We start from the raw sequence: 24,194 nt of genomic DNA, 5'->3' as shown, positions 1-24,194 counted from the left end.
ATTGGTGAATTGTGACTCCCACATCATTATATCTGACAGGGAAACGGCAGAAACTTATCATTCTTATTTCACTGCTTGTTGTTCTTGTTGTAACCATCTTCTATGCATTATATGCCGGATCATACCACATCCCCTTTGATAGGATTATAACAATTATCATTCAGGCGATAACAGATCCTGCAGCTCTTGAATCTGTTAAATCAGAGAAGACTGTTGTCATAGATTTTAGAATGCCCAGGGTTATCCTTGCTATCCTGACCGGAATAAGCCTCTCCATAGCCGGCTGTGTCATGCAGGCTCTGCTTCGAAACCCCCTTGTAAGCCCTTTTACTCTTGGTCTCTCTTCAGCTGCGTCCTTCGGTGCCGCCCTGGCAATTGTGTTTGGTGTATCACTTATGCCCTTCATTCCGGCAGAATTTCAGAACGGAGTCATTATCCTCTGTGCATTTCTCCTTGGATGGCTCTCAATTCTTCTCATCTACGTGATATCACGGATGAAAGGTTCATCCAGTGCTACTCTTATCCTCGCCGGTGTGGTCATTGGCTATATCTTCACCGCTGGAGTCATGATCCTGAAATACCTGACAAATGATGAAAAATTACGGGAGATTACCCTCTGGCTCATGGGCGGGATGTGGGGGGCAAACTGGGGAGCAGTCATTATTGTCGCTCCCATAACACTCCTTTGTTTCCTCTATCTTGAATCATGTGCCTGGGATCTGAACAGTCTTTCAGCCGGTGATGATGTTGCCAAAAACCTGGGAGTGAATGTGAACCGGCTTCGTTTGACCGGATTATGTGTATCCACCCTTGCAGCATCTGCCTGTCTTGCATTTACCGGGATTATTGGCTTTATCGGGCTGATGGGGCCGCATATCGGACGGATGCTCATTGGGAATGATAACCGGTACCTTATTCCCTGTGCTGCCCTGCTTGGGGCATTGATCCTGCTCATTTCAGATACCGCTGCAAGGACTGTAATGGATCCTGTTGAGATTCCAGTCGGGGTTATCATGTATGTCATTGGAGGAATCTTTTTCCTGTTCCTGATTCTTCGGGGAAAACACCGGGTGATTACCTGAGGAGAATTATATGGCCCTGACAATTGAGCAGTTGAATGTATGGTATGGTCCTGTTCAGGTCCTCCATGATATCAGTTTCTCCGTGTACGATGGAGAGGTTCTGTGTGTTATCGGTCCGAATGGGTCTGGAAAAAGTACCCTCATTAAGACCATAGCAGGAATCATCGACCAGAAATCAGGAACCTTGTCAATGAACGGAAGAAAATTGTCAGAGTTCTCCCGGAATGATGTCGCAAAAAAGATAGGATATGTCCCCCAGGACTTTCAATATCTGACCTCTTCTACCGTTCTCGAAGCTGTTATTCTTGGCCGGCGTCCTCACGTTCAATGGGCATTGACCCCTCATGACCTGGAAAAAGTTGATATTGCGATGGACATGCTCAATATTACTCCCATGGCAGAGAAGATGCTGACAAAACTCTCCGGAGGTGAACGACAACGTGTCTTCATCGCCCGGGCAATCGCCCAGGAACCGGAGTATTATCTCTTCGATGAACCCACAAGTGCCCTTGATATCAGGCATCAGATTGATGTATTCACCATGATCCGGACCATAACCAAATCCGGGAGAGGTTCTGTATTTGTTGCCGTGCATGATCTCAATTTTGCTTACCATTATGCAGACCGTGTCGTCCTTTTGAATAAAGGAAAGATCGTTGCAATGGGAACAGCTGATGAAGTCATGACCAAAGAGAATATCATCTCGGTGTATGGTGTCCCTATGCAGTTTATCTCAACCGAATCAGGACAATATGTTGTACCTGACTGGAAAAAAGCAGAAGATGGATGACACTAGATCTTGGGTAATACAATGAACACCGGCCATGAAGATACGAATGATCCAAAACCGATGATTCTCACAAATAATCTGACAAAAAAACGACATGATGTAGCCATCAGGCTCGACCTATGAAAAACAGTTAAGGTACCGAGCTTTACAGAATAATGGGCAGAGCAGGCTGTTCAAATTTTAGGATATAATCCTGGGAAAAAAACTAACCGTTAAATTGCTCTCGCAGGCTAAAGTGCGACTTTGATCGCGGATGACAAATTGGCCTGTTAGGCAATTCATCTGCCCATTATCAGTGATAACTATGACTGAGCAACTTCATATAGCCGCTGGTCTTGACCTTCACAAGTCTTTTCTAATTGCCACAATCCTGACATTAACTGGCGAAAAAATTGTTGACCGCTTTAACCGAACACAGCCTGGATTAATGGCATTAAAGAATTGGATCGTGACCCATAATGTTCAGGCAGTAGGATGTGAATCAACAAGTGATTATTGGATTCAGATTTACGATCTTCTAAGTCCAATCTGTGATGTGATTGTTGGAAATGCACGGGACATGAAAGCTCTCTCACATAAAAAAACAGATAAGATCGATTCTGAGTTTATTGCTACAATTACTCTGAAAGGAATGATTCATCCCTCTCGAATATTTCCACGAGAACATCGTGAATTTCGTTCAACGATTCGATTAAGACATAAATTAGTTCAAAAGCGTTCATCCATCAAGAATGAAATTCATCATATTCTTGATTCAGAGTTATTCCGACTCTCTTCAGTTTTATCGGACATTTTTGGTAAATCGGGTAGTTTAATCATGAGAGGGATTCTCAATAATATTGCAATTGACGACATTGTGAGTCTTCTCCCTGCATCAGTTACGAAGAAAGAAGAAGCATTAAGAGAAGTTTTAGAAACTACACTCTCTGAAGGTGCACTAGAACGACTTGCTTCATGTCTTCAGATAATAAAGATTCTGAATGAGGAAATTGCCAGTTTAACAAAAATTTCAACGAGCTATGCAGTAACTAATTTTCCAAGGGAATTTGGAATACTTAAATCCGTTCCAGGAATTGGAGATATTGTTGCAATCACCCTTCTTGCAGAAATTGGAGATGTAAGAGATTTTTCCTCAGGTGATAAATTATCAAGTTGGTTAGGGATGGTACCCAGAGTATACCAATCTGCTGATAAACTTCGGACCGGATCAATCACTAAGCGGGGTTCGAAGATTGCTAGATGGATCCTTATTCAAGCAGCACATGCAGCAGTCAAGTCAAGGGATAACGATCTCAAAACGTTCTATTCCTCAAAAAAGGACATTATTGGTGCAGGGAAAGCTATTGTTAGTGTCGCAAGAAAGATGGTAGTCATTATCTGGCATCTTTTGACGAATGATGAAATTTACGAAGACACTCAGTATCAATCAATGAAGCAGTCAAAAAAAGTCTATATTAAGGTTCCGAAAAAAACTTCGATTGAGGAAGTTTTACGATTATTAAGTGAGGCAGCAGTAATTCTTAAAGAACCAGACCCAGAAACTGGTTAACCCGATCTTAGTTGACCGGGTTTTTCATGACAAATTTGGAGAATTCTGTGCAGTGAATCGGATGAATATATCCGTAGGGAATGAAATATTTGGAATTTTAGGTCCGAACGGATCAGGGAAGACGACTACGGTCCTGATGCTTACAACACTTCTGGAACCAACAGAAGGGACGGCCAGTATTTGTGGTTTTGATATCTTAAAAGAACCTCGTCAGGTTCGAGAATCGATAAGTTATGTCCCCCAGGATATGGCGGTTGATGTCAGACTGACCGGCCGGGAGAATGTAATGCTGTATGCAGAACTCTACGGCGTCCCAAATCCTGCTGAAAAAACTGAAAATGCCCTGAAGACTCTTGATCTCCTGGATCGGGCAGATGACTTTGCAAAGGTCTATTCCGGGGGAATGAGGCGAAGGCTTGAACTTGCCCAGGCTCTCGTACATAATCCGAAGGTACTCTTTCTGGATGAACCAACCGTTGGACTTGATGTAGCGGCACGAAAAAAGATCTGGGAGCATATCAAAGTCCTCCAAAAGAATGGAATGGCGGTTTTTGTAGCAACTCATTATATGGATGAGGCTGATCGGTATTGTGACCGGGTTGCAATCATCGATCATGGAGTAATAAGGGCAATAGACACTCCTGAAAGGTTGAAAGGATTCATATCTAAGGATGTTATCTCAGTATCGATTGAGGGTGAGTATCAGGGCATTAGCATTCCCGGAGTCAGGTTTGCATTTCATGATGGTGATGATCTCATCTTTTATGCTGATAATGGAGAATCGGCATTACCTCTGGTAAAGGATGCACTTTCTGATGCAGGAATTCGCGTTCAGGCTATGTCGCTCAGGAGACCGTCACTGGATGATGTTTTTCTCCATCTTGTTGGGACAGAAGAGGATACAAGCCCGTTTAAACTGAGTACCTTTCGTAATATGACCGGAAGGAGAGGATGAATCCAGTTCTTGTCTACTGCCGGAGGGATCTTATCCGGTGGTTTCGGGGAAGATGGGGTTTTATCTCTGCTATGGTCATGCCAGCGGCCTGGCTAATATTTGTGGGCCTTGCCCTTCCGATTCGGTTTACCGATCATTACATAGATTTTGTAACACCGGGTATTCTTGCAATGACAACCCTCTCTGCCTCAATGACTGGCGGGGGGCTGCTAATCATGGATCGGATGTTGGGGTTTTTCAATAAATTTTTAGCTCTTCCTCCTCCCCGCGAGACGATCCTGTTTGGAAAGATCCTTGTCATTACCATCAGAGGCCTTATCCAGACGACTGTGATCTTCATCATCGCATTCCTGCTTGGTGCCCGTCTCTACTCTCCGTCACAGCTCCTGATGACATATCTCATCCTCTTCATCTTCGGGGCCCTTCTGTCATCAGCGGCAACAACACTTGCGATTTACGTCGGGGATCATGACCAGTATTCGGCGGTCAATGCCATGGTAACTATGCCCATATTTTTTGCATCAACCGCGATGATGCCCTACGATCAGATGCCTGAATGGCTACGAGTCATAGCTCATATCAATCCCCTGAGTTATGCAATAGATGGCATCAGACTGGTGGCTGATGGGATAATCCCGTTTTTACAGATTGAAGTCCTTTCTGTTCTGTGCATTGCGGTTCTTTGCCTCTCTGTGCGGGTATTCAGAAAGGTTGGACTATGAACATCTCAGTATAAGAAAAAATCCAGGTAAAATTATGAAGAACATAACCGTTATGAAATTTTGTATGGTCGTATTGCTCATTTTTCTGACCGGAGCATCCATCTGTAGTGCAACCATTGCATTTACCGACTCAACCGGGCAGGAGATCTCGCTCCCAAAGACTGCAGAACGGGTGGTATGCCTGAATAGTGATGCAGCAGAGATGATGGTTGTACTTGGCATTGGAGATAAGGTTGTCGGTGTTGTAGAAAGTACAACCACCGATCCACAACTCATGTCACATCTTCCAAATGCACAAAGTGTTGGAAACTGGCAAACTCCGAGTCCTGAACGGCTGCTTTCATTACAGCCTGATGCGGTTGTTTCATACTCAAGTTCAAAGCCAAAAAATGCAGACCAACTTATAAATTCAGGAATTCAATTGATCTATCTTGACTGTTACAAGATTAACACCCTTGAACACGATGTTGTAGCACTCGGTATCATGACCGGTGCAGAAACAGCATCAGAGAATTATCTAAAATTTTTCAAAAAATGGAAGAGTGTTGTAGATGAGGATCTTCAGGATATCGCTTCTGATGATGAACCTGCTGTTTATATTGAAGGGTATACTGACTTTACTGCACAGGGACTTGATAGTGGAACTGATCTTCTGGTTAGAATGGCAAAAGGAAAGAATATTGCTGCAGATCTGAAAGAACAGTGGCCGAAGGTCACTTCTGAATGGGTCATGAGTACAAACCCTGAAGTTATCCTGAAGGTTGTATCGGTAAAACCTGATAAAACACTTGACCAGGTCAGGGAAGACGTTCTTAAAAGAGCAGGATTTGATACCCTGTCAGCAGTTCAAAACGACCGGGTATATGTTCTGAACGGTGATCTGGCATACGGACCAAGGAGTCCGGCGGGCCTGGTATATATTGCAAAATCTTTGCATCCGGAAAAATTTGTAAATATTCATCCGTCAGATGTGCTTAAAGAATATGCAGATACTTTTATTCCCGGAAGTACTGGAGGGGAATATTTCTCTCCGACCTTATAGGGCTTTTTCCCCTGATAGTCAGTTTCACTCTTATTTTTATTTTATGAAACCACTAAAAAAGTATCCAAAGCATTATTTTTCCTTTGATATGGTTTCTATCCTCCAATGTAATTCTTATGCAGGGTGTTCTTTCAGCACTGCCTGACTTTTTCAGGCTCGGAAGACATACCAGCATAATTATCATTGTAAATGTGGTGCTGGCCCTCCTGCAAATTTTACGCTGATAGTATTAGCCAGAATAGGTGTTATATCCCCGGCACTCGGGGCAGTCGGCCCACGGGTTGCCGTAGCGATAGTCCTTTTAAAATTAGCACGGCTTGCGTATATAAAGGGGGAATCGGATCAAATATTTACCCATTAAAATATAATTAGAAAAAGATCATAACAATTCAAAAAACGTAATAATAAATACAATCTAATCGTACATCTGTATGTTTCGTTCATTCTCTAAAACCTTTTTTCTAGGGTTTATGGTGGTTTCTCTCCTCGCAGGAACATTTGTATTTCCTGTTTCCGGAGAAGAGACAACGATTACTGACGGTCTCGGAAGAGAGGTCACGGTCCCTCTCAACCCTGATTCGGTAATCTGTTCAGGAGCTGGATGTCTGCGATACCTGACTTACCTGCAGGCACAGGATAGGGTAATCGCGGTTGATGCCCTGGAGGTAAATATCTCTCCGGACGATTCACGTGCATACCGTCTTGCAAATCCACAGTTTGGCGATCTCCCTATCTTTGGTGAGTTCAGGAAGGATGATCCGGAAAAGATCACAAATATCGGTCCACAGGTAATCTTCAAAACATACACAAACAAGGATGAGGCAAATCAGCTTCAGGAAAAGACTGGAATCCCGGTAGTTGCATTAAATTATGGGGACCTGGTTGATGAGTATGAGGATATGCAGAAAACCCTTCGTCTCATGGGAAAAATCCTCAATAAGGAGAACCGTGCAGAAGAGGTAATCTCTTTCTTTAACGAACGTAAGCAGGATCTCTCTGATCGGACGAAAGATGTACCCGATGCAGACAAAATATCTGCATATGTCGGAGGAGTGGGATGTGCCGGATCACATGGTCTACAGGGAACTTCATTTGCATATACCCCGTTTCAGCTGGTAGCAGTCAAAAATGTTGCAGCAGAATCAGCAAAACCTGATATGGATTGTGGTGATGTTGCAAAGGAATCTATCATCGGCTGGGATCCGGACATGGTATTCATTGACCTTGGTTCACAACAACTCAAGTCCCAGGGTGCAGATGCTTTAAGTGAACTGAAAAAATCAGAATTTGAGGATATGAAAGCGGTAAAGAGCGGGGATGTATATGGGTTACTCTCCTTTAACTGGTATACCACAAACCAGGAGAGCGTTCTTGCAGATGCCTATTACATCGGAAAATTACTCTATCCTGAAAAATTCTCCGATATCGATCCGGTCAGTGAGGCTGATGATATCTATGAATTCCTTGTTGGGAAGAAGTTGTTCTCACAGATCAACAGGGATGGATTTGAAGGTCAGGCATTCACACAAATGAGTATGCAATAAGGAGAGAGGAAGTAGTAATTCATGCATTTTGACAATGAAGAACTACCAGTAGCTTATCTCCAGTATACCCGGACGAAGATCATTATCCTCCGTATCGGGATAATTATTCTTTTTTTTCTCCTGATATTATCAATTTCAAGCGGTGCGGTATCAATTCCCCCGATTGAAGTGTTTCAGACATTAATAGGGGAGTCTGTATCGCCAAAATGGAATAAGATCATTCTGAGTATCAGACTTCCTCAGGCATTGACTGCTATCGTAGCCGGTGCCGGACTGGGGTGTGCCGGTCTTGCGATGCAGTCGATCTTACGAAATCCTCTTGCTTCACCATTTACTTTTGGTATAGCTCATGCAGCAGCGTTTGGAGCAGCATTCTCTATAATTATCCTTGGTTCAGGTGTGATGCAGAATAGTTCCATCAATCCGTATGTCATTGATAATCCATTCGCGACTACATTTGTCGCTTTCATTTCATGCCTGATGGCTACCGCAGTAATCTTATTGATTTCCCACCTGAAACGGGCGACACCTGAAGTTACTGTTCTTGCCGGAGTTGCAATTGGTTCATTATGTACTGCCGCGACCATGTTTCTCCAGCTTTTTGCAGATGATACCCAGCTTGCAGCGGTTGTATTCTGGACCTTTGGAGATGTGAGCAGGGCAGACTGGGGGGAACTAGCAATTATGGCAGTTGTTACTGTATTATCCCTGGTATATTTTTACTATCACCGGTGGGACTACAATGCTATCGATGCCGGCGATGAGACTGCATCAAGTCTTGGAGTTCATGTAGCAAGGGTTCGGATTGTAGGAATGATCGTTGTTTCAGTGATAACTGCGGTGATAATGTCATTTTTAGGAATTATTGGATTTGTGGGTCTCATCTCTCCTCATATCATCCGGAGGATTGTGGGTGATGACCATCGGTTTACTATTCCGGGGACGATTATCATGGGGTCAATTTTACTTCTGGCATCAGATACCGTCGGAAGGGTGATAATAGTCCCGCATGTTGTACCGGTTGCTGTGGTCACCTCATTCCTTGGTGCACCTGTGTTTCTCTATCTCCTGATCAGGGGGTATAATCGATGATTCTTACCGTCGGTAATTTATCGTTTCAGTATAAAAGCAGGGAAATTTTTAATGATGTGACCTTCGACCTGGGACGAAACGAAGTTCTTGCCATAATGGGCCCGAATGGGGTTGGGAAAACTACCTTGCTGAGATGCCTGAATCTGATCCTCAAACCAACCGGGGGGACGATTATGGTAGAAGAACAGAATATCATGCATCTTGCGAAACGTGACGTGGCAAAACGGCTCGGGTACGTCCCACAGAAACAGGAAAGTGGAAGGATGACGGCATTTGATGCTATTCTTCTTGGGCGGCGGCCTCATATCACCTGGGATATTTCAGAAAAAGATCTGAAGATCGTTCATGGAGTCATAAAGCGGTTAAACCTGGAACATCTCTCTCTTCAGTATATTGACCAGATGAGCGGTGGGGAACTTCAAAAAGTATCTATAGCCAGAGCTCTTGTCCAGGAGCCTGATTTACTTCTCCTTGATGAGCCAACATCCAGCCTGGATCTAAAAAACCAGCTAGAGATACTCTCCGAGATCCGCAATATTACCCGGTTTCATTCAGTCTCTGTCATCATGACCATGCATGATCTCAACCTTGCATTGCGATTTCTTGATAAGTTCATCTTTCTCAAATCCGGAATGATTTATTCTGCAGGATCCTGTAAGGATGTTACTCCGGAGATGATCCATGATGTCTATGGTGTACAGACAGCAATTAGTGAGATGTATGGATATCCGGTTGTTATCCCGTTAACTGGATAAATGATTTATGACATCTATTATTGAAACACACGATCTTACCAAACGATTCGGTTCACACACTGCCGTGAACAATATCTCTCTGACTATCCAGAAAGGGGAGGTTTTCGGACTACTCGGACCGAATGGTGCGGGTAAAACCACTTTTTTATCTATGCTCTGTACCATCCTGAAACCCTCCTCTGGTTCTGCACAAATAAACGGGTTTGATATTATTCGTGAATCGGCTCAGGTCCGCAAGTCTATAGGTATCGTATTTCAGGATCCAAGTGTTGATTCTGATATGACATCCCGTGAAAACCTCCAGATGCATGCTGATCTCTATGGGGTTCCGATTTATGAGCAGAATATGCGGATTCACGAGGTTCTAGAACTCGTCGGATTATCTGATAGGGCTGATGATTTCATGTATACCTATTCCGGAGGGATGCGAAGAAGACTGGAAATCGCTCGCGGCCTGCTCCATTATCCCCGTGTCCTGTTTCTTGATGAACCCACCATTGGTCTGGATCCCCGGAGCCGTGAACATATCTGGGATTACATCAGAGAATTGCGAAAAAGAGAAGAGATGACCATTATTCTGACTACTCATTACATGGAGGAGGCAGACCGGCTTTGTGATCGGGTTGCAATTATTGATAAGGGAAGAATAGTTGCGATGGACACGCCGTCATTATTAAAACAGGAAGTTGCAGGAGATACTATTATAATGGGTTCTGATCAGATCCAGAATCTGTCAGACGTGCTGATACGGGATAATATTGTAAAAGATGTGTCCGTTCAGGGGTCGGAAATTAAAATCTTTGTGCAGAATGCTCAATTCCTTCTTCCCCGAATTGTCGAATCAGCAGTTCATGCAGGTATACGGATTGACCATATTACCATCACCCATCCGGACATGAATGATGTCTTCATCCATTACACGGGAAAAGACCTGGTCGGGGGAGAGGTTCGGGAGCAGACCGGCAGGGTTGCTATGATGAAGAGGCGGAGAGCCAGATGAGTGAACTTCGGGGGATTTACACCCTGTGGCTACGGGAAGTTAAGAAATTTCTGCGGGAAAAACCCCGGCTCATAAACGCCATCTGTCAGCCACTGTTATGGCTTTTTATCTTTGGGACTGGGATGCGATTTTCATCTGGTATGCCTGGAATAAATTATCAGGAGTTTATTTTTCCCGGGCTGGTGGTCCAGGCAATGCTGTTTACAGCTATGTTCATGGGAGTGTCGGTCATATGGGACCGGGAATTCGGGTTTCTAAAAGAGATCCTGGTCTCTCCTATCTCAAGGACGTCAGTCTTTCTGGGAAAAATGCTTGGAGTCAGTACAGATGTCATGATCCAGGGAATCATCATCTTTCCGTTTGCGTACCTTATCGGAATACCGGTTACGGTGTTCATGGTATTCGAGGCTCTGCCACTCATGATCCTGATAACGACCGGTCTTGTGTGTATTGGCCTTACCTTTGCAAGCTTGATGAAAAGTTTTGAGGGATTCGGGCTTATTCAGACGTTTATCAATCTCCCGATGTTCTTTTTAAGCGGGGCACTCTTTTCGCTTGCCAATGTTCCAGTATGGCTTCAATGGGCGAGTTATGTAAATCCTCTTACGTATGGGGTTGATGCCCTCCGGACGGTCATGATGGGAGATACCTGGGTGCAGCTCTTCCCGATGGAACTGGATGTCCTGGTCCTGTTGTGTTTTGACATCATCATGTTCATCATCGGAAAAACAGCATTCTGCAGGACTGAATAGTCCAACTTGGTCACACAATATGGTTGAAACCAGGATTTAATCATCCTGGTATTTTTTCGCGATGGGATCGACATTATGCGGGAACATCGCACTGAATGGATCCGACCGTCCGGTGTCATTTACGGTACAATAATGCATACTGGTATCTGATCCGGTCATAAGGAGTGGTTCTGCTCGTTCAACATCCCATGAACCGTCCTGCTTGTATATTTCATCAAGAATCTCAAGATGGACAACTTTTCCGATAATGAGGATGTATGATGGCTCTTCAATGAGTTTATCCAATGTACATTCCATCCATGCATAACAGCCCATTATACCCGGGGGTTTTACGACGACTGATGGTTTCTCATCAAGACTGGCTGATATAAATTCATCCTCTTCCGGAGGAGAAAATCGGGCAGTGGGAATTACTGCATCGGTTAAATCAGTTGTTGCCATGTTTATGACAAACTCCCCGGTTTCCCTGATATTGTCAAGAGTATCACGTCTCTTAGCTGTTGCAATACAGACCAGATCGAGTGGTCGTAATATTGGCATGACACAAGAATATGGTGCGATATTTCTGATGCCTTTTGAACTGATCGTTGAGATAAGGGTTATTGGAAGGGGAAAGACAGATTCCCTCTTCATTGGTTTAAGTTCCATAATTGAATCTTCTCCTGTTGTAAAATCAGGGTTTTGTGTTCTGTTCTCTTACATCCCAGACCATCATGCCGGTTATTACCTGTGATCGGGCAAGGTATTTTCCATCTTGTGTATGGGGTGTGATATACTCCCTGATACGGTCTTTCATCTGGTCATCAATCTGTCTTGTGGTGCTGAAAAAACCAGCAGTAGTCTCAATATACTCATCTATCGTCTCGTAATTACTCCAGTCATCCTCCAGAAGGGATACTACCGGTCGGTACCCGAGCAGGTACAGATACATGAACGGGAGGTAAAACCCATGGGGTGATTCTTTGAACTCCTCATGAAACAGAGTTTTGTAGAGGTCATAGTATGAGGGATCCCATTTTCGATGAACCCACCCACTGTAATAGCAGATTCCTTTTGCAGTTTCAAGCATGAGGGAGAGATCATGGGGATTCCTGACTGCAGGTGTCATGGATGCAATAACAAGATCAAATTTGTCATGAAAAACCCGGTCAACTAAGATCGGGTTAACCAGTTTCTGGGTCTGGTTCTTTAAGAATTACTGCTGCCTCACTTAATAATCGTAAAACTTCCTCAATCGAAGTTTTTTTCGGAACCTTAATATAGACTTTTTTTGACTGCTTCATTGATTGATACTGAGTGTCTTCGTAAATTTCATCATTCGTCAAAAGATGCCAGATAATGACTACCATCTTTCTTGCGACACTAACAATAGCTTTCCCTGCACCAATAATGTCCTTTTTTGAGGAATAGAACGTTTTGAGATCGTTATCCCTTGACTTGACTGCTGCATGTGCTGCTTGAATAAGGATCCATCTAGCAATCTTCGAACCCCGCTTAGTGATTGATCCGGTCCGAAGTTTATCAGCAGATTGGTATACTCTGGGTACCATCCCTAACCAACTTGATAATTTATCACCTGAGGAAAAATCTCTTACATCTCCAATTTCTGCAAGAAGGGTGATTGCAACAATATCTCCAATTCCTGGAACGGATTTAAGTATTCCAAATTCCCTTGGAAAATTAGTTACTGCATAGCTCGTTGAAATTTTTGTTAAACTGGCAATTTCCTCATTCAGAATCTTTATTATCTGAAGACATGAAGCAAGTCGTTCTAGTGCACCTTCAGAGAGTGTAGTTTCTAAAACTTCTCTTAATGCTTCTTCTTTCTTCGTAACTGATGCAGGGAGAAGACTCACAATGTCGTCAATTGCAATATTATTGAGAATCCCTCTCATGATTAAACTACCCGATTTACCAAAAATGTCCGATAAAACTGAAGAGAGTCGGAATAACTCTGAATCAAGAATATGATGAATTTCATTCTTGATGGATGAACGCTTTTGAACTAATTTATGTCTTAATCGAATCGTTGAACGAAATTCACGATGTTCTCGTGGAAATATTCGAGAGGGATGAATCATTCCTTTCAGAGTAATTGTAGCAATAAACTCAGAATCGATCTTATCTGTTTTTTTATGTGAGAGAGCTTTCATGTCCCGTGCATTTCCAACAATCACATCACAGATTGGACTTAGAAGATCGTAAATCTGAATCCAATAATCACTTGTTGATTCACATCCTACTGCCTGAACATTATGGGTCACGATCCAATTCTTTAATGCCATTAATCCAGGCTGTGTTCGGTTAAAGCGGTCAACAATTTTTTCGCCAGTTAATGTCAGGATTGTGGCAATTAGAAAAGACTTGTGAAGGTCAAGACCAGCGGCTATATGAAGTTGCTCAGTCATAGTTATCACTGATAATGGGCAGATGAATTGCCTAACAGGCCAATTTGTCATCCGCGATCAAAGTCGCACTTTAGCCTGCGAGAGCAATTTAACGGTTAGTTTTTTTCCCAGGATTATATCCTAAAATTTGAACAGCCTGCTCTGCCCATTATTCTGTAAAGCTCGGTACCTTAACTGTTTTTCATAGGTCGAGCCTGATGGCTACATCATGTCGTTTCTTTCGAAATCCTTCTTCATCAAGATTAATTGTATCCCAGGATTTGAAGACTGTCTGTATGGTGACTTTCTCCTCATCTGCCCGTTTATTTAATTTTTTCAGCATCTCTTCTGAAAAATCAAGGGCGGTCACATGTGCACCCATATGCGCAAGTGGGATTGAGAGAGAACCAGTTCCGGCACCGATGTCAAGAACCTGGGATCCCTTTATGTCAATACCTGTACTGATAATCAGGTCCAATATCTTTTTCAGTCTGGCCTCTTCTTTTTCCTGGGGTGTGTCCCGGGCATATCGGTGAGCCATATGGTTCCAGAACCCGGGAGTCATTGGCCCTTTCTTGTTTCCGGTTTGGGTTGTCTGTTCTCAGAATGCAGCCCAGTACCGCGAGTTGTTGTTTTCATTCAGATTATCTGTCATTGTTTTCATCCTAAATGTATACTCATATTTTCTTCATCTATCATATATTTATGAATATTATATATATTTTATATCTCATCGTATGAATACTATCTAATAAATAACAAATTATGGGGTGCTAATGAGTACATGATATAAATAGATAATAATAAAATTCTTCTGCATTTAAAAATTTTGGGTTTCTGTAGAGATTTTCTGGAAATATGGTAAAATTGAGACTTAGTTTAGACCTTACCTTAATTGACATATATACGTTCATACTCTAATTATCCTTCATGATGGTAATTTGATGGATTATTGAATAATGTATACTGTAAGAGGTAATAGTTAAAATTATATTGTTAAATTTCTCTGGTGTGAATCACTTATGGTTTACTCTAACTTTTGGCATTTCAGCTCCATAGCAGGTCATAGTTGGCAGATCTCAGTCCCTTTGATACTTTATTCGGATCATTTTTCCATGAGAATAGCGATACCTTGAGAAATTTAAATTTGGACTTATTTTTTATATCTGGGTAATTTAATGCGGTTTATATGGGGCACATTGATCCGTACAAAAATTACCCTCAAATTGCCCTATTTTTGAGATATCTCCGTGCAAAAAAACATGTGACTTCTCATTCCGATTTAGATAACTAAAAGAAGAGATTCTGCCGATTTAAATATATAATGGGATATTGAATCCATTAATTGAATGAATACTCTGATATTATTATTAGCAATCAGGTCTGTTTCCATATTCGATATAATGGCATGTAATGAGGACTTATGAATTTGTTTATATTTATAAATATTTAGTAATACGATAATTATATTTATTCATAATTCTCATCATATTATATGGTGATTTGATGGATCAGTCAGATAGAATTAATCTCATTCGCCGCCAGATCCTTCATGAGTCGATCCTTTATTATGAGAAGAAGATTTCAGATTTGGAGAAAGAGGTTCGGATAATAACCGTAACTCAAAATAATGTCACATAGGATTCTGTACATCCATCTGGAATTCTCTAAAAACTTCTGTTTTTAGGTTTTTTCCGTGGGAATGGTGCATCTTTTATTGAAAAGAGAAGAGGCAGATTCTGAAAGGGAACGTATGGGTACTTTTCCGGCAAGAATACCCCTCATGATCACGATAAATCATGTATGAAACTGCTCGAATGAATTTTTACATTCATGTACTACACCTCTTCAATATTCCCCATCAGTAGTAGTACAATACTAATTTTATTTCTTAAAATATATTAATTTTATCAGTTATAAATAAAATAGTTCTTTTGCATTAAAAGAATATGGGTGACGAAGATAGCGTGTATGAGAAGAATTACTCTGTCATCCCCTTCGTATTAATTTCAAATACCAATCTGATAATGAGGTGATAGAATACGGGCAGATGCAAATTTTTGGGGTGTAAGAAGGTGACACAGCTAACGAGGTGCATCTGCCCTAAGATCGGTATTTTTTGGATTAGATCGTTGTCTCTTCTGGTTCTTCTTGTACAAACACCTTTGTTGCATGCTCCTAGCTGTGGTACAATTATAGTGTATGTTGCTACAATTTAATAAAATTCTCCTTTTGTTGTTCGAGCACTTATTTAACAAAATAGTACCTGAAATAATATTATCGAATGAAAAGAGAGGATTGCAGGTTCCTCTCCGGGACGTGTACTAAATGTAAAAAAAATATTGTATTATGTTGCAGGAATTATCAGAGATCGTTCCCCGGCCGGTTCGAATTCTCGTATTGCACCACGTGCAAACTCTTTTCTGGGTTCTGAGAAATCAAACCGGAGGGAGGGATCGGCAAAGGTAATTTTTACCCGGGCATCAAAGCAGAATGCATCATTACGACCGAAATGTGCTGCTCCGACAATAGCAGCATATTCACCCTGATGGCCGACATTCATGGCATAGTTTGGATAATTCGGACCTCGAAGCTCTCCCATCGCACCACGGTCAGGTTCCATTGAGAGGGAATTTGCTGACCCGCACTGGTCCTGGAGGTCATACCCGAAAAATCCGAGTCTGGACCAGCCGTCTTTGTGGATGATCATCGAGAGGTACCAGCCGTTTAAACCTGCATTGGAATTGCCGGTACCCATGGAACAGGTGATCCCGGATGCTGCTGCTAGAACAGCTGCACGCTGTGAACCACCAAAGTGATCCTCCATAAGAGTTGGAAATTGTTCGTACTGTTCCATTCCATACAGGGTAACTTCGGTTGCAAGATCGTTAACCATCTCCTGTGTTGGTTTTATAGTCTTGTCCGGACCTGGTTGTGTATAATCATATCCATATCTGTCTTTGATGTAATCCATCCCATAATAGGTGAAATCATCGAGGATGTTATCAGTATATGCAGCGGTTGCATACTGGGTAAATCCGACACCACCAGACATGTATGATCCCAGCCAGATCTGGTCGAAGAGGACTGCACCAGCAGCTACCTGTTCAAGGGCTGACCAAGCTGGATCATCAGGATATTTTCTGTTTGTCTGTATTATATCACTGAAAAGTCCAAACTTAATACCTCCTGGTTCATTTGGACCTCGTGCACGACGGGCCGGAAGGTGACTCCCCATCTGGATAACTCCGGCATGTTTTGCAGCAAAGGAAAGATCGGCAACAGCAGCTTCTCCGGCACAGGTCCGGTATGCAGCAATAAATGACATTCCAATTTGCATCGCTGACCATCGGCTTGTTGTGCCTCCATCACAGGTACGGCTGACAATGGTAGGGATGTGAATAGCCTGCCACATAGACTTCCCAATCTCTGCTTTTAACTCTTCAGCATGTTTTTTGCAAAAAAGTTTCTCGATATTCAGGAGATATTGTTTATCAATCTGATCTGCTACTTCATCGTCCCCGGTAAAGATTTTTACATAACAGTCGTCAACCAGACCTGGATGAGTCTCAACCATGTGTTCCTGAACAACTGCCCCACCTGGCATCGCATGGTTCAGGATATGAAGATATTCATTTATAGTCTCCGGGGTAACCTCTTTTCCAAGACGTTTTTGCAATGTGTTGTGAGCCATGTCCATTCCGACAATAACTGTCCGGCGGATTTCATCCCACATCTGCTGCATTGCAGTATTATTTACAAAATGAAGATCATCACCTTCGACATAGGTTCCTGTTCCAGATACCTCGTATGACATGAGCTGACGCTGGCCCATGGGGATCCCACCAAGATGGCAATGATCAGGATCATACATGGACATTCCACGTTTTTCTTCAATTCGTTTATTAATTTCAATAAACTCACGTTTTCGTGCTGACTGGTGTACACCGTCAAAGCAGTAAAATGTGGTCTTTGTGGATTCTACATTCTGATCTTTGAACTTATCCTTCAGTGCTTTTAAAAAACGTTTTTGTGAGTGTTCTACCCGGGTCATTTCTTTTCCTCCTTTGGCATGAATCCATATTTTGTCCGGAGTGTGTGTATTCTCTGCAGATATTCGATATATTCAGGATCTTCTCGAAGGGGGGTTCCAACAAGAGAATGGAACATGGTAGTATGTTCTTTTAGCCAGTCGTCATCAAGTGGCTTTCCTACATCCACCTGACGGTCAAGTGGCACACCAATCTGGTCTTTTACGTACTTAACTCTCCCATCATCACCCATGATGCACCGCTGAATGGCGTCAAATTGCATGCCTTCTTCAGAAAGACGTAACGAATGGCCGTGAACTGTGGCACCACGAAGACTTACTCGTGCTGGGTCAAACATTTCTGTTTCAATGAGAGTACTACAGTACTTTTCAAGATCCCGTTCTCTACACTCTACAATCTGACGTCCGGAAAGTGTTCCAGGATCAATACCTCTGAACCGGTACATTTCTGCATATGTTCTCTGGTATGGCTGACATGGAGCGTTGAACATGGAATCTGCAAATTGCACATACCTGACCCGGTCACCATGTTTTGCACCCTCTGTAGGTTTAACCAGATCTCTCATCGGACAGTTTACTGGAGGGAGTTCATCAACCGGGGGATGAACACTTTTAAATCCTTCTCCTGGAGCACGGTGACCCAGGATTAAAACGATGTCCTCATCTGTCACTTTTCTCATTTTCTGCAGTTCAATATTGGGATTCATCTGTTTACGACGATTTTCTGCAACAATAGAGGTTCCTGGTCCGTATTGAGGAGTATATTTCATGTCAGTCACCTTATCCTTCAAGCATATTATTTTCACAACGGTATGTCGTTTTTATGTCCTGTTCTTCATGAGAAACAACCATCACTGGCCGTTCTTTCGAACGGGGATCAACCATTCCAATGAGTGATGGATCGGCATTTGGCCCGTATTTCGCATAATCAACCATGGTCATACTTGGTTTGATAAATATCCCTTTTTGCATGATAAATCCAAATTTGACAAAAAAATCATTGCAAATCCGGTTGATAAGTCCGATAGTACATTCATCATCAAGTTCTAGTATTACATCTCCGACCAGCATCCGGATGTTACAGGTTGTATCACCCACGGTGATATCCCGTTTCATAGTAGTTTTATTCTCCATTCCTCTGGCCGGTCCATAGGGTATGACTTTAGGGATATTCTGTCCGTGAAGAAGGATTCTGCGAATTCCTGGAATTTCTACTAATTTATTCAGCAATCCCTCACATGTTTCAGGCTTCATCATCCGAATAGAACAGATCCTGATCTGAGGATATGCTGATGAAGTATGTGTATATGCACCCATCCTTAAGTCCCCTCCGCGATAAGGTGAATTGGCTTACTGAAAACGTCGATCTGCCCATATGTCTCTCCCATTACTTTTGAGGTTGTTTCTGGGGCAAACATCTGCGTTCCTGCATCCATTGCAGCGGCTGCAACTACACAGGGTATAGCAACTCCAGCAGCATGCCTAGTTACTACATGGTTTCCATTGAAAATACCTGGTCCCCCTCCACCATAAATTGAATGAGAAAAGAAAGAGAACCCTACCCCTGTGCCCATACTTCTACCGAAATCACTACAAGGAAGGCCAGTTTCGTGTTCAATCAGATCATTGAAATATAATAGGGTTGCAGATACAGCCTGAACAAATCTTCCAGCCCCACAATTTACAATTGTTGCTGCAAGTGTTCCTGCAGAAACGTATGCATTCCAGAGCATTGGGTCATCGGTATCATAGAAAGTAAAATATCCGCCTTTTTTACCTGGTTTTATCACCCGGTCTTCAAGGGCCCGCTCAACCAGAGACTGTACTACCGTTCCAACAGTTCCCTCTTGCCCATTCTCTTTAACCAGGTCATATACCATGTTGTTTGCATTAAGCCCCTGGTATGCATAACACAGAAGCTGATTTCGTTCATATGGCCCAACACAGCCCATTTCAAATATTCCTGTATGTTCCAGTGTAGCAGCGAGGGCTGCTCCCTGAAGAGCATTCCTTTTCGTCATCATGACAAAATGGTTTACGGAAATATTTCTTAGAGCATACCCGATTCCTTCATTATTTTGGGGTATGGTAAGAATAGAGGTAACAAGAGATCCTTCCATATCCTGTGTCTGTGGATATGAACCCCAAGCTGCTGCTTTTACTGTTGAGGCATCAAAAGGACTAATATCAAATTCATCTACGATAGCATACGTTACTGCCGATGCCACTGAAGTTATGGCTGCATCATATGTTGCTGCCCCAGTGATCCGTTTTGTAGGAACCTGAACCAGAAGGAGATTCCCATTATTAAATTCAAGAATTTTGGTATCATCATTCTCTTCAAGTTCTACCATTTCCTTGATTCGTGCCACAATGGAGTCTTTATGCTCCATGATAGGGAGTTTTAACTCTCTACCTGGTATTCGTCCCTTTCCGAGTCTTCCTCCTGCAAGAACCTGTTCAATTCCTTGAAGGTTGACATTGATGGTTCGTTTGGTCAGGTCAATTATTCGGCGGGTTGCCGGATTAAGGAGAGGATGGATCCGGTTTATTGTCGTCCCGCTTTTTAACAGTTTTCCATCATCAGAATATAAATCAATGATGTCCTGATATTGTTTCATAGTCTTTTCCTGTGATACTATTGAAAGTCCAGCAAACCAGAATGTTCCTGGTACTGAGCTACAAATATGGTGTGCAGTTTTACTTAATTAGTATTACGAATATTTTGAATATTATTACATTATTCTCGGAATATTTTTTCCTTGAGAATATAAAAACTTTTATTTTTATTTGGTCATTGCCTCTTCTATTTTAAAAAATAAAATCATATTTGTATTAGATGTGGGCTCGATAAATCTATAATAAACAGTTAAATTGAATGATTTTGTAAAAGTATATGCGGAAGTACAATTTAAATGGCACGCAGATATAATTCTATAAATTATTATTTCTAGTGAAAATTTTATATTATTTTATTACTATTAACAAATCAAATCTAACTGGATTTCAAAAAAAGATTTTGTTCACGTGTTGAATTTAATAATTAATAGGATGCTTTGATGGTGTGCTCGTGATTATGAAAGGAAAAAATAGTGAACGCGGGAAACACACACTATTTTTTATCGTAATTAACCGAATGCAGGGTGGCGGAGTTTAGGTCTTTTCATGATTCTCTTGTCCATTTTCCTCATGAAGCAGGTACGACGATTTAATATTGAAGTACTTCCCCAATCCGCCGCCACATAATGAATTGATTTTAATACTACAAAAATATCACGAAATTAAAAATTCGTATTAATAAATAATTAAATTGTCGGTTGTGGAATAATATAAAAAGGTGAAAATTATACTATGCATTGTTCCTGGTTATCTTGTTTGATAATTGCTGGGGCAATAAATGGTTTATTCTCAGATAATCCAATAAAATCCGGATCAGAAATTTTTTCAGATGAAATGAGATCTGAAGTTGATGGTTCTGTTTTTATAAATTTTCCAACAAGAATCTGAAATGCCAAATCATTGAAAAATTCTCCGCAATATTCTGCAACCTCATCGATTACCTTTTCATCTAAGGCTTCGATAATGACGTCACCCATAAGTATGTGCATCTGAATTGGTTGATTGGCAATTTTAATATCGGTTGGTGTTGGTATATGGGTTGATAAAATATCTCGTGGTTTGTTTATCGCTTCTTTAATTATACCCGGCCCATGTACAAGGACTCTTCTAACTCCCGGTATATAGGTAAGCCCATCTAGAAATTTTTCTGCGTTATCCGGATGAAGCATACGGATAGGAATGATTTGACATTGTGGATAATTAATATCCTTCATTTTCTCTCCTCCTCTGCAGAGTGATCATATACCAAATGATGACTATGATAATTCTCTGCATGGTATTAGATTGCATGATGAGATGAAAAAAGTTCTTACAAATTTATATAATCGTATTAAATAATATTATCTCTATCTTTAAAATCTATAAATGATTATACAAAATAATAAAAAGCAGTATGATTGAAGAACAATTTAGGAAAGATAAAAACCTGGCAGGAATGGCATCTGCCAGGTTAATGAAAAAATTGTCTCTTTAGTATGGTTATAACAAACTTATTTTACTCACACATCCCTTCTGGGGTACAGGATTTTAATTTCCGTTTTCCCAGCGCTTCAAGAACCGGGGGCAATACTTCTCCAATTGCACCAAAATTCATAGAATCAGCAGTTCCGAGGAATACGCCGGGGTCAAGATGTTCTTCGAGATTTTTAATACCTACTTTATCCATAAGGGCAGTAAGTTGAACCAGTGATTCTTTCGCCATCATCTGGGTGAAACTAGCTGGAGCTCCAAGAACATTCATCACCGATTCACGATAGGTGAGAAGTCCAGCATATGTAATCGCAGTAAGGGCAGCACACATATCACATACCGGCCCAAGAAGTTCAGCAGGAAGCTTGAATGCTTCGCCTCGTGCTTTCATTCCAATATCCATCAGTTTTTTAATGGTTTCTTCTGATGCATATCCCTCAGAAATGAATGCTTGTCCTTTCATCTCAGGAACAGCTCCAGGATGATAAGACGATATCTGAACATTTTTGGATTTCGTGAGGCCCAATTCCTCAAAAATTCCATAGAATTTCGTCGTGGGAATTGTGCATGCATGGGTAATTATCGCACCCTCTTTAATATCTCCAGCAAACTTTTCGATTATTCCCTTCTGCATATCGCCTTTAGGTAGCCAGGTAATGATCCAATCTGCATCCTTAACTGCTTCACTATCATTGGTTGTAATTTTAAAACCAAGATCTTTTGGGTGAGTGAAATGAATTGCTCCTTTCGGTGGTTTAGGCAGCTCTTTTGCAACTTCTTTGACCTTTGCCCGAATTTGTGGCATGATGGATTCAGGATTTCCACTTAGGTGAGCTTTCATAACATCTTCGTATGCGAAATCATCAATGACTGTAAATTGTCCGTCAAAGATTGGATCGGAAATTGTTATGTCAGATATATCTGCCAAATATTTTAGTTCGGCTCCCATTATAACTGTAGAATGGGCCATTGATATCTCCGGTTTACCGACCTTTTCAGCAACAGCACATGCACGTGAAAAATTTGTGATTCCGGCAGCCGCATGTGTCCGGTAACATCCGGCCCCTAGTATTGCAACTTTCATGTTCTCTCCTATGTATTACTGCATATTCACAATTTATATTTAAATCTAATTTAGTAATACAAATATGAATAGCAGTAATAATTGCTTATTTTATAATGCTATATATTTTATCATTTAATCTTTAATTATAAGATTCAAATAAATTTAACAATAGTTTCAATGTGAATAAACAAAAATTATAAAAAATAATAAATGTATAAAATTTTAACAAGAATATTCAAAAATTATTACTTAAGATATCAGGTGTTATTGTGATACAGGACATACTCAAAAAGATAAAACATGATGATTCTCTAGAAAGGTCTGATATTCTGAAATTATTTTCATCAGTTAATAATGATGTTGATTTTCAGCGTATTCTTAATATTGCTCAATCTATCAGAGATGACCTGGGTAAACATATTACCCTGACATCTACCATCCACATCACAAATCAATGTTCCGTTGTCCCGAAATGCAAATATTGCGGATTTGCTGCAGGAACATCAACAGGTGGGTATTATCATCCCTTTTATAAAACACCTGATGAGATTCTTAAAGCAGCAAAAATCATTGAAGAATCAGGAATTCCCAGAGTAAGTTGTTCAGGAGCACATGGTCATAACGGAGAACATGCTGTCGATGCAGCAAGAATTGTAAAAAAGAACACTTCTCTTAATCTTTTAGTAAATGTGGGAACGGATCTTACCTCTGAAACTCTCAAAAAATTAGCTGACTATGGGACAGATACTGTTTGTTGTAACATTGAAACTACGAATGAAACATTATTTTATTATATCAAACCCGGTGAAAGACTTTCTCATAGGATCCGGACCTGTAATATGATATCAGAGAGTGGTCTGGAGTTATCATCAGGCCTCCTCATCGGTATTGGTGAATCCTATTCTGATCGGATACACCATCTGCATTTTTTAAAACAATTTCCAAACCTTCGGGAAATCCCAATTATGGGTTTTAATCCATATAAGGATACTCCTATGCAAAATCATCCTCCCTGTTCGCTGAAAGAACAGATGATAACGATTGCCGTAACTCGGATCCTCTTTCCAGAAATCCGTATTACAGTACCTACTCCTACAATTGGTCCTGAAAATGTCCGATATTCACTTCTTGCAGGAGCAGATAATCTTGCGACTGTTATACCTGATTCATATCCTCATGATATCAAAGGAGTCGGAAACCCTGAGTGTGGTACATTACCGAATGTTCTATCCGTAATTCATGAAATGGGATTAAAAACATCTTTTAAATCGCATTCGATGCATCTACAACGTAATATTCCTATAGTAAGTTAAAATTT

23 protein-coding genes are annotated in these 24,194 nt (G+C 41.3%); 13 read left to right on the top strand and 10 right to left on the bottom strand.

Translation table 11 applies throughout. The features are described from left to right. The first annotated feature begins 11 nt into the window (after nucleotides 1–11). The 11 genes from KSK55_RS05355 (at nucleotide 12) to KSK55_RS05305 (ending at nucleotide 11,283) form a co-directional block, all read left to right on the top strand. Nucleotides 12–1,082 carry a FecCD family ABC transporter permease gene (locus tag KSK55_RS05355; protein WP_256664203.1) on the top strand — a complete coding sequence of 357 codons (1,071 nt, stop codon included), beginning with the start codon at nucleotides 12–14 and terminating at the stop codon, nucleotides 1,080–1,082. Between the two features lie 10 nt (nucleotides 1,083–1,092). Then, entirely contained in the window at nucleotides 1,093–1,872 is a 780-nt protein-coding gene (locus KSK55_RS05350) for an ABC transporter ATP-binding protein (protein ID WP_218608485.1), read from the top strand. Between the two features lie 304 nt (nucleotides 1,873–2,176). After that, the gene (locus KSK55_RS05345; protein ID WP_218608232.1) at nucleotides 2,177–3,421 is read left to right on the top strand and encodes an IS110 family RNA-guided transposase; all 1,245 of its coding nucleotides are present in this window, start codon (nucleotides 2,177–2,179) and stop codon (nucleotides 3,419–3,421) included. A 61-nt stretch (nucleotides 3,422–3,482) separates the two neighbouring features. Then, nucleotides 3,483–4,376: an ATP-binding cassette domain-containing protein gene (locus tag KSK55_RS05340; protein ID WP_218608484.1), complete on the top strand. Its 894-nt coding sequence runs from the start codon at nucleotides 3,483–3,485 to the stop codon at nucleotides 4,374–4,376. Further along, a complete protein-coding gene (locus KSK55_RS05335; RefSeq protein ID WP_218608483.1) occupies nucleotides 4,373–5,098 on the top strand; it encodes an ABC transporter permease in 726 nt (241 codons plus the stop codon). Before KSK55_RS05340 ends, KSK55_RS05335 begins: the two co-directional genes overlap by 4 nt. Before the next feature lie 34 nt (nucleotides 5,099–5,132). Further along, entirely contained in the window at nucleotides 5,133–6,140 is a 1,008-nt protein-coding gene (locus KSK55_RS05330; RefSeq protein ID WP_218608482.1) for an ABC transporter substrate-binding protein, read from the top strand. 470 nt (nucleotides 6,141–6,610) lie between these two features. Next, complete coding sequence (locus KSK55_RS05325) at nucleotides 6,611–7,684, top strand: iron ABC transporter substrate-binding protein (protein ID WP_256664200.1); 1,074 nt, start codon at nucleotides 6,611–6,613, stop codon at nucleotides 7,682–7,684. Between the two features lie 21 nt (nucleotides 7,685–7,705). Next, on the top strand, nucleotides 7,706–8,776 hold the full coding sequence (locus KSK55_RS05320) for a FecCD family ABC transporter permease (protein ID WP_218608480.1): 1,071 nt from the start codon (nucleotides 7,706–7,708) through the stop codon (nucleotides 8,774–8,776). Beyond that, nucleotides 8,773–9,531 (top strand): ABC transporter ATP-binding protein, encoded by a 759-nt coding sequence (locus KSK55_RS05315; protein WP_218608479.1) that lies wholly within the window; start codon nucleotides 8,773–8,775, stop codon nucleotides 9,529–9,531. The genes KSK55_RS05320 and KSK55_RS05315 overlap by 4 nt, the downstream gene beginning before the upstream one ends. Nucleotides 9,532–9,538: 7 nt before the next feature. Next, nucleotides 9,539–10,531: an ATP-binding cassette domain-containing protein gene (locus KSK55_RS05310; protein ID WP_218608478.1), complete on the top strand. Its 993-nt coding sequence runs from the start codon at nucleotides 9,539–9,541 to the stop codon at nucleotides 10,529–10,531. Then, entirely contained in the window at nucleotides 10,528–11,283 is a 756-nt protein-coding gene (locus KSK55_RS05305; RefSeq protein WP_218608477.1) for an ABC transporter permease, read from the top strand. Before KSK55_RS05310 ends, KSK55_RS05305 begins: the two co-directional genes overlap by 4 nt. A gap of 36 nt (nucleotides 11,284–11,319) precedes the next feature. On the opposite strand, the gene KSK55_RS05300 is transcribed toward KSK55_RS05305, so the two are convergent. The 4 genes from KSK55_RS05300 to KSK55_RS05285 all read right to left on the bottom strand — a co-directional run bounded on the left by KSK55_RS05300 (nucleotide 11,320) and on the right by KSK55_RS05285 (nucleotide 14,235). Next, entirely contained in the window at nucleotides 11,320–11,931 is a 612-nt protein-coding gene (locus KSK55_RS05300; protein ID WP_218608476.1) for a flavin reductase family protein, read from the bottom strand. Between the two features lie 25 nt (nucleotides 11,932–11,956). Then, the gene (locus KSK55_RS05295; protein WP_218608475.1) at nucleotides 11,957–12,391 is read right to left on the bottom strand and encodes a hypothetical protein; all 435 of its coding nucleotides are present in this window, start codon (nucleotides 12,389–12,391) and stop codon (nucleotides 11,957–11,959) included. A 55-nt stretch (nucleotides 12,392–12,446) separates the two neighbouring features. Further along, a complete protein-coding gene (locus tag KSK55_RS05290) occupies nucleotides 12,447–13,691 on the bottom strand; it encodes an IS110 family RNA-guided transposase (RefSeq protein ID WP_218608232.1) in 1,245 nt (414 codons plus the stop codon). A 181-nt stretch (nucleotides 13,692–13,872) separates the two neighbouring features. Beyond that, a complete protein-coding gene (locus tag KSK55_RS05285; RefSeq protein ID WP_218608474.1) occupies nucleotides 13,873–14,235 on the bottom strand; it encodes a class I SAM-dependent methyltransferase in 363 nt (120 codons plus the stop codon). A 941-nt stretch (nucleotides 14,236–15,176) separates the two neighbouring features. Between KSK55_RS05285 and KSK55_RS16405 the strand changes: the two genes are divergently transcribed. After that, on the top strand, nucleotides 15,177–15,311 hold the full coding sequence (locus KSK55_RS16405) for a hypothetical protein (protein WP_256664198.1): 135 nt from the start codon (nucleotides 15,177–15,179) through the stop codon (nucleotides 15,309–15,311). Nucleotides 15,312–16,017: 706 nt separating this feature from the next. Here KSK55_RS16405 and mcrA read toward each other — a convergent pair. The 6 genes from mcrA to hmd all read right to left on the bottom strand — a co-directional run bounded on the left by mcrA (nucleotide 16,018) and on the right by hmd (nucleotide 22,894). After that, on the bottom strand, nucleotides 16,018–17,724 hold the full coding sequence (gene mcrA / locus KSK55_RS05280; protein ID WP_218608473.1) for a coenzyme-B sulfoethylthiotransferase subunit alpha: 1,707 nt from the start codon (nucleotides 17,722–17,724) through the stop codon (nucleotides 16,018–16,020). Beyond that, the gene (gene mcrG, locus KSK55_RS05275; RefSeq protein ID WP_218608472.1) at nucleotides 17,721–18,491 is read right to left on the bottom strand and encodes a coenzyme-B sulfoethylthiotransferase subunit gamma; all 771 of its coding nucleotides are present in this window, start codon (nucleotides 18,489–18,491) and stop codon (nucleotides 17,721–17,723) included. Before mcrG ends, mcrA begins: the two co-directional genes overlap by 4 nt. Before the next feature lie 10 nt (nucleotides 18,492–18,501). Beyond that, nucleotides 18,502–19,038, bottom strand: a complete 537-nt coding sequence (gene mcrD / locus KSK55_RS05270; protein ID WP_218608471.1) for a methyl-coenzyme M reductase operon protein D — start codon at nucleotides 19,036–19,038, stop codon at nucleotides 18,502–18,504. Nucleotides 19,039–19,040: 2 nt separating this feature from the next. Then, a complete protein-coding gene (gene mcrB / locus KSK55_RS05265; protein ID WP_218608470.1) occupies nucleotides 19,041–20,342 on the bottom strand; it encodes a coenzyme-B sulfoethylthiotransferase subunit beta in 1,302 nt (433 codons plus the stop codon). A gap of 723 nt (nucleotides 20,343–21,065) precedes the next feature. Then, nucleotides 21,066–21,554 carry a methyl-coenzyme M reductase operon protein D gene (locus KSK55_RS05260; protein WP_218608469.1) on the bottom strand — a complete coding sequence of 163 codons (489 nt, stop codon included), beginning with the start codon at nucleotides 21,552–21,554 and terminating at the stop codon, nucleotides 21,066–21,068. A 281-nt stretch (nucleotides 21,555–21,835) separates the two neighbouring features. Next, nucleotides 21,836–22,894 carry a 5,10-methenyltetrahydromethanopterin hydrogenase gene (gene hmd, locus KSK55_RS05255; protein WP_218608468.1) on the bottom strand — a complete coding sequence of 353 codons (1,059 nt, stop codon included), beginning with the start codon at nucleotides 22,892–22,894 and terminating at the stop codon, nucleotides 21,836–21,838. Between the two features lie 251 nt (nucleotides 22,895–23,145). On the opposite strand from hmd, the gene hmdB reads away from it, so the two are divergent. After that, a complete protein-coding gene (gene hmdB / locus KSK55_RS05250) occupies nucleotides 23,146–24,189 on the top strand; it encodes a 5,10-methenyltetrahydromethanopterin hydrogenase cofactor biosynthesis protein HmdB (protein ID WP_218608467.1) in 1,044 nt (347 codons plus the stop codon). Nucleotides 24,190–24,194: the final 5 nt, after the last annotated feature.

Origin of the sequence: Methanospirillum hungatei (assembly GCF_019263745.1) — an archaeon.
Classification (GTDB): Archaea; Halobacteriota; Methanomicrobia; order Methanomicrobiales; family Methanospirillaceae; genus Methanospirillum; species Methanospirillum purgamenti.
Note: the sequence above shows the minus strand (reverse complement) of the source record. Positions and strands in the feature narration are given on the sequence as shown.

Bases quoted from the DNA above. Each gene is read 5' to 3' on its own strand.
- KSK55_RS05350 (WP_218608485.1), top strand. From the start codon at position 1,093: ATGGCCCTGACAATTGAGCAGTTGAATGTATGGTATGGTCCTGTTCAG.
- KSK55_RS05345 (WP_218608232.1), top strand. From the start codon at position 2,177: ATGACTGAGCAACTTCATATAGCCGCTGGTCTTGACCTTCACAAGTCT.
- KSK55_RS05340 (WP_218608484.1), top strand. From the start codon at position 3,483: ATGAATATATCCGTAGGGAATGAAATATTTGGAATTTTAGGTCCGAAC.
- KSK55_RS05335 (WP_218608483.1), top strand. From the start codon at position 4,373: ATGAATCCAGTTCTTGTCTACTGCCGGAGGGATCTTATCCGGTGGTTT.
- KSK55_RS05330 (WP_218608482.1), top strand. From the start codon at position 5,133: ATGAAGAACATAACCGTTATGAAATTTTGTATGGTCGTATTGCTCATT.
- KSK55_RS05325 (WP_256664200.1), top strand. From the start codon at position 6,611: ATGGTGGTTTCTCTCCTCGCAGGAACATTTGTATTTCCTGTTTCCGGA.
- KSK55_RS05320 (WP_218608480.1), top strand. From the start codon at position 7,706: ATGCATTTTGACAATGAAGAACTACCAGTAGCTTATCTCCAGTATACC.
- KSK55_RS05315 (WP_218608479.1), top strand. From the start codon at position 8,773: ATGATTCTTACCGTCGGTAATTTATCGTTTCAGTATAAAAGCAGGGAA.
- KSK55_RS05310 (WP_218608478.1), top strand. From the start codon at position 9,539: ATGACATCTATTATTGAAACACACGATCTTACCAAACGATTCGGTTCA.
- KSK55_RS05305 (WP_218608477.1), top strand. From the start codon at position 10,528: ATGAGTGAACTTCGGGGGATTTACACCCTGTGGCTACGGGAAGTTAAG.
- KSK55_RS05300 (WP_218608476.1), bottom strand. From the start codon at position 11,931: ATGGAACTTAAACCAATGAAGAGGGAATCTGTCTTTCCCCTTCCAATA.
- KSK55_RS05295 (WP_218608475.1), bottom strand. From the start codon at position 12,391: ATGACACCTGCAGTCAGGAATCCCCATGATCTCTCCCTCATGCTTGAA.
- KSK55_RS05290 (WP_218608232.1), bottom strand. From the start codon at position 13,691: ATGACTGAGCAACTTCATATAGCCGCTGGTCTTGACCTTCACAAGTCT.
- KSK55_RS05285 (WP_218608474.1), bottom strand. From the start codon at position 14,235: ATGACTCCCGGGTTCTGGAACCATATGGCTCACCGATATGCCCGGGAC.
- KSK55_RS16405 (WP_256664198.1), top strand. From the start codon at position 15,177: ATGGATCAGTCAGATAGAATTAATCTCATTCGCCGCCAGATCCTTCAT.
- mcrA (WP_218608473.1), bottom strand. From the start codon at position 17,724: ATGACCCGGGTAGAACACTCACAAAAACGTTTTTTAAAAGCACTGAAG.
- mcrG (WP_218608472.1), bottom strand. From the start codon at position 18,491: ATGAAATATACTCCTCAATACGGACCAGGAACCTCTATTGTTGCAGAA.
- mcrD (WP_218608471.1), bottom strand. From the start codon at position 19,038: ATGGGTGCATATACACATACTTCATCAGCATATCCTCAGATCAGGATC.
- mcrB (WP_218608470.1), bottom strand. From the start codon at position 20,342: ATGAAACAATATCAGGACATCATTGATTTATATTCTGATGATGGAAAA.
- KSK55_RS05260 (WP_218608469.1), bottom strand. From the start codon at position 21,554: ATGAAGGATATTAATTATCCACAATGTCAAATCATTCCTATCCGTATG.
- hmd (WP_218608468.1), bottom strand. From the start codon at position 22,894: ATGAAAGTTGCAATACTAGGGGCCGGATGTTACCGGACACATGCGGCT.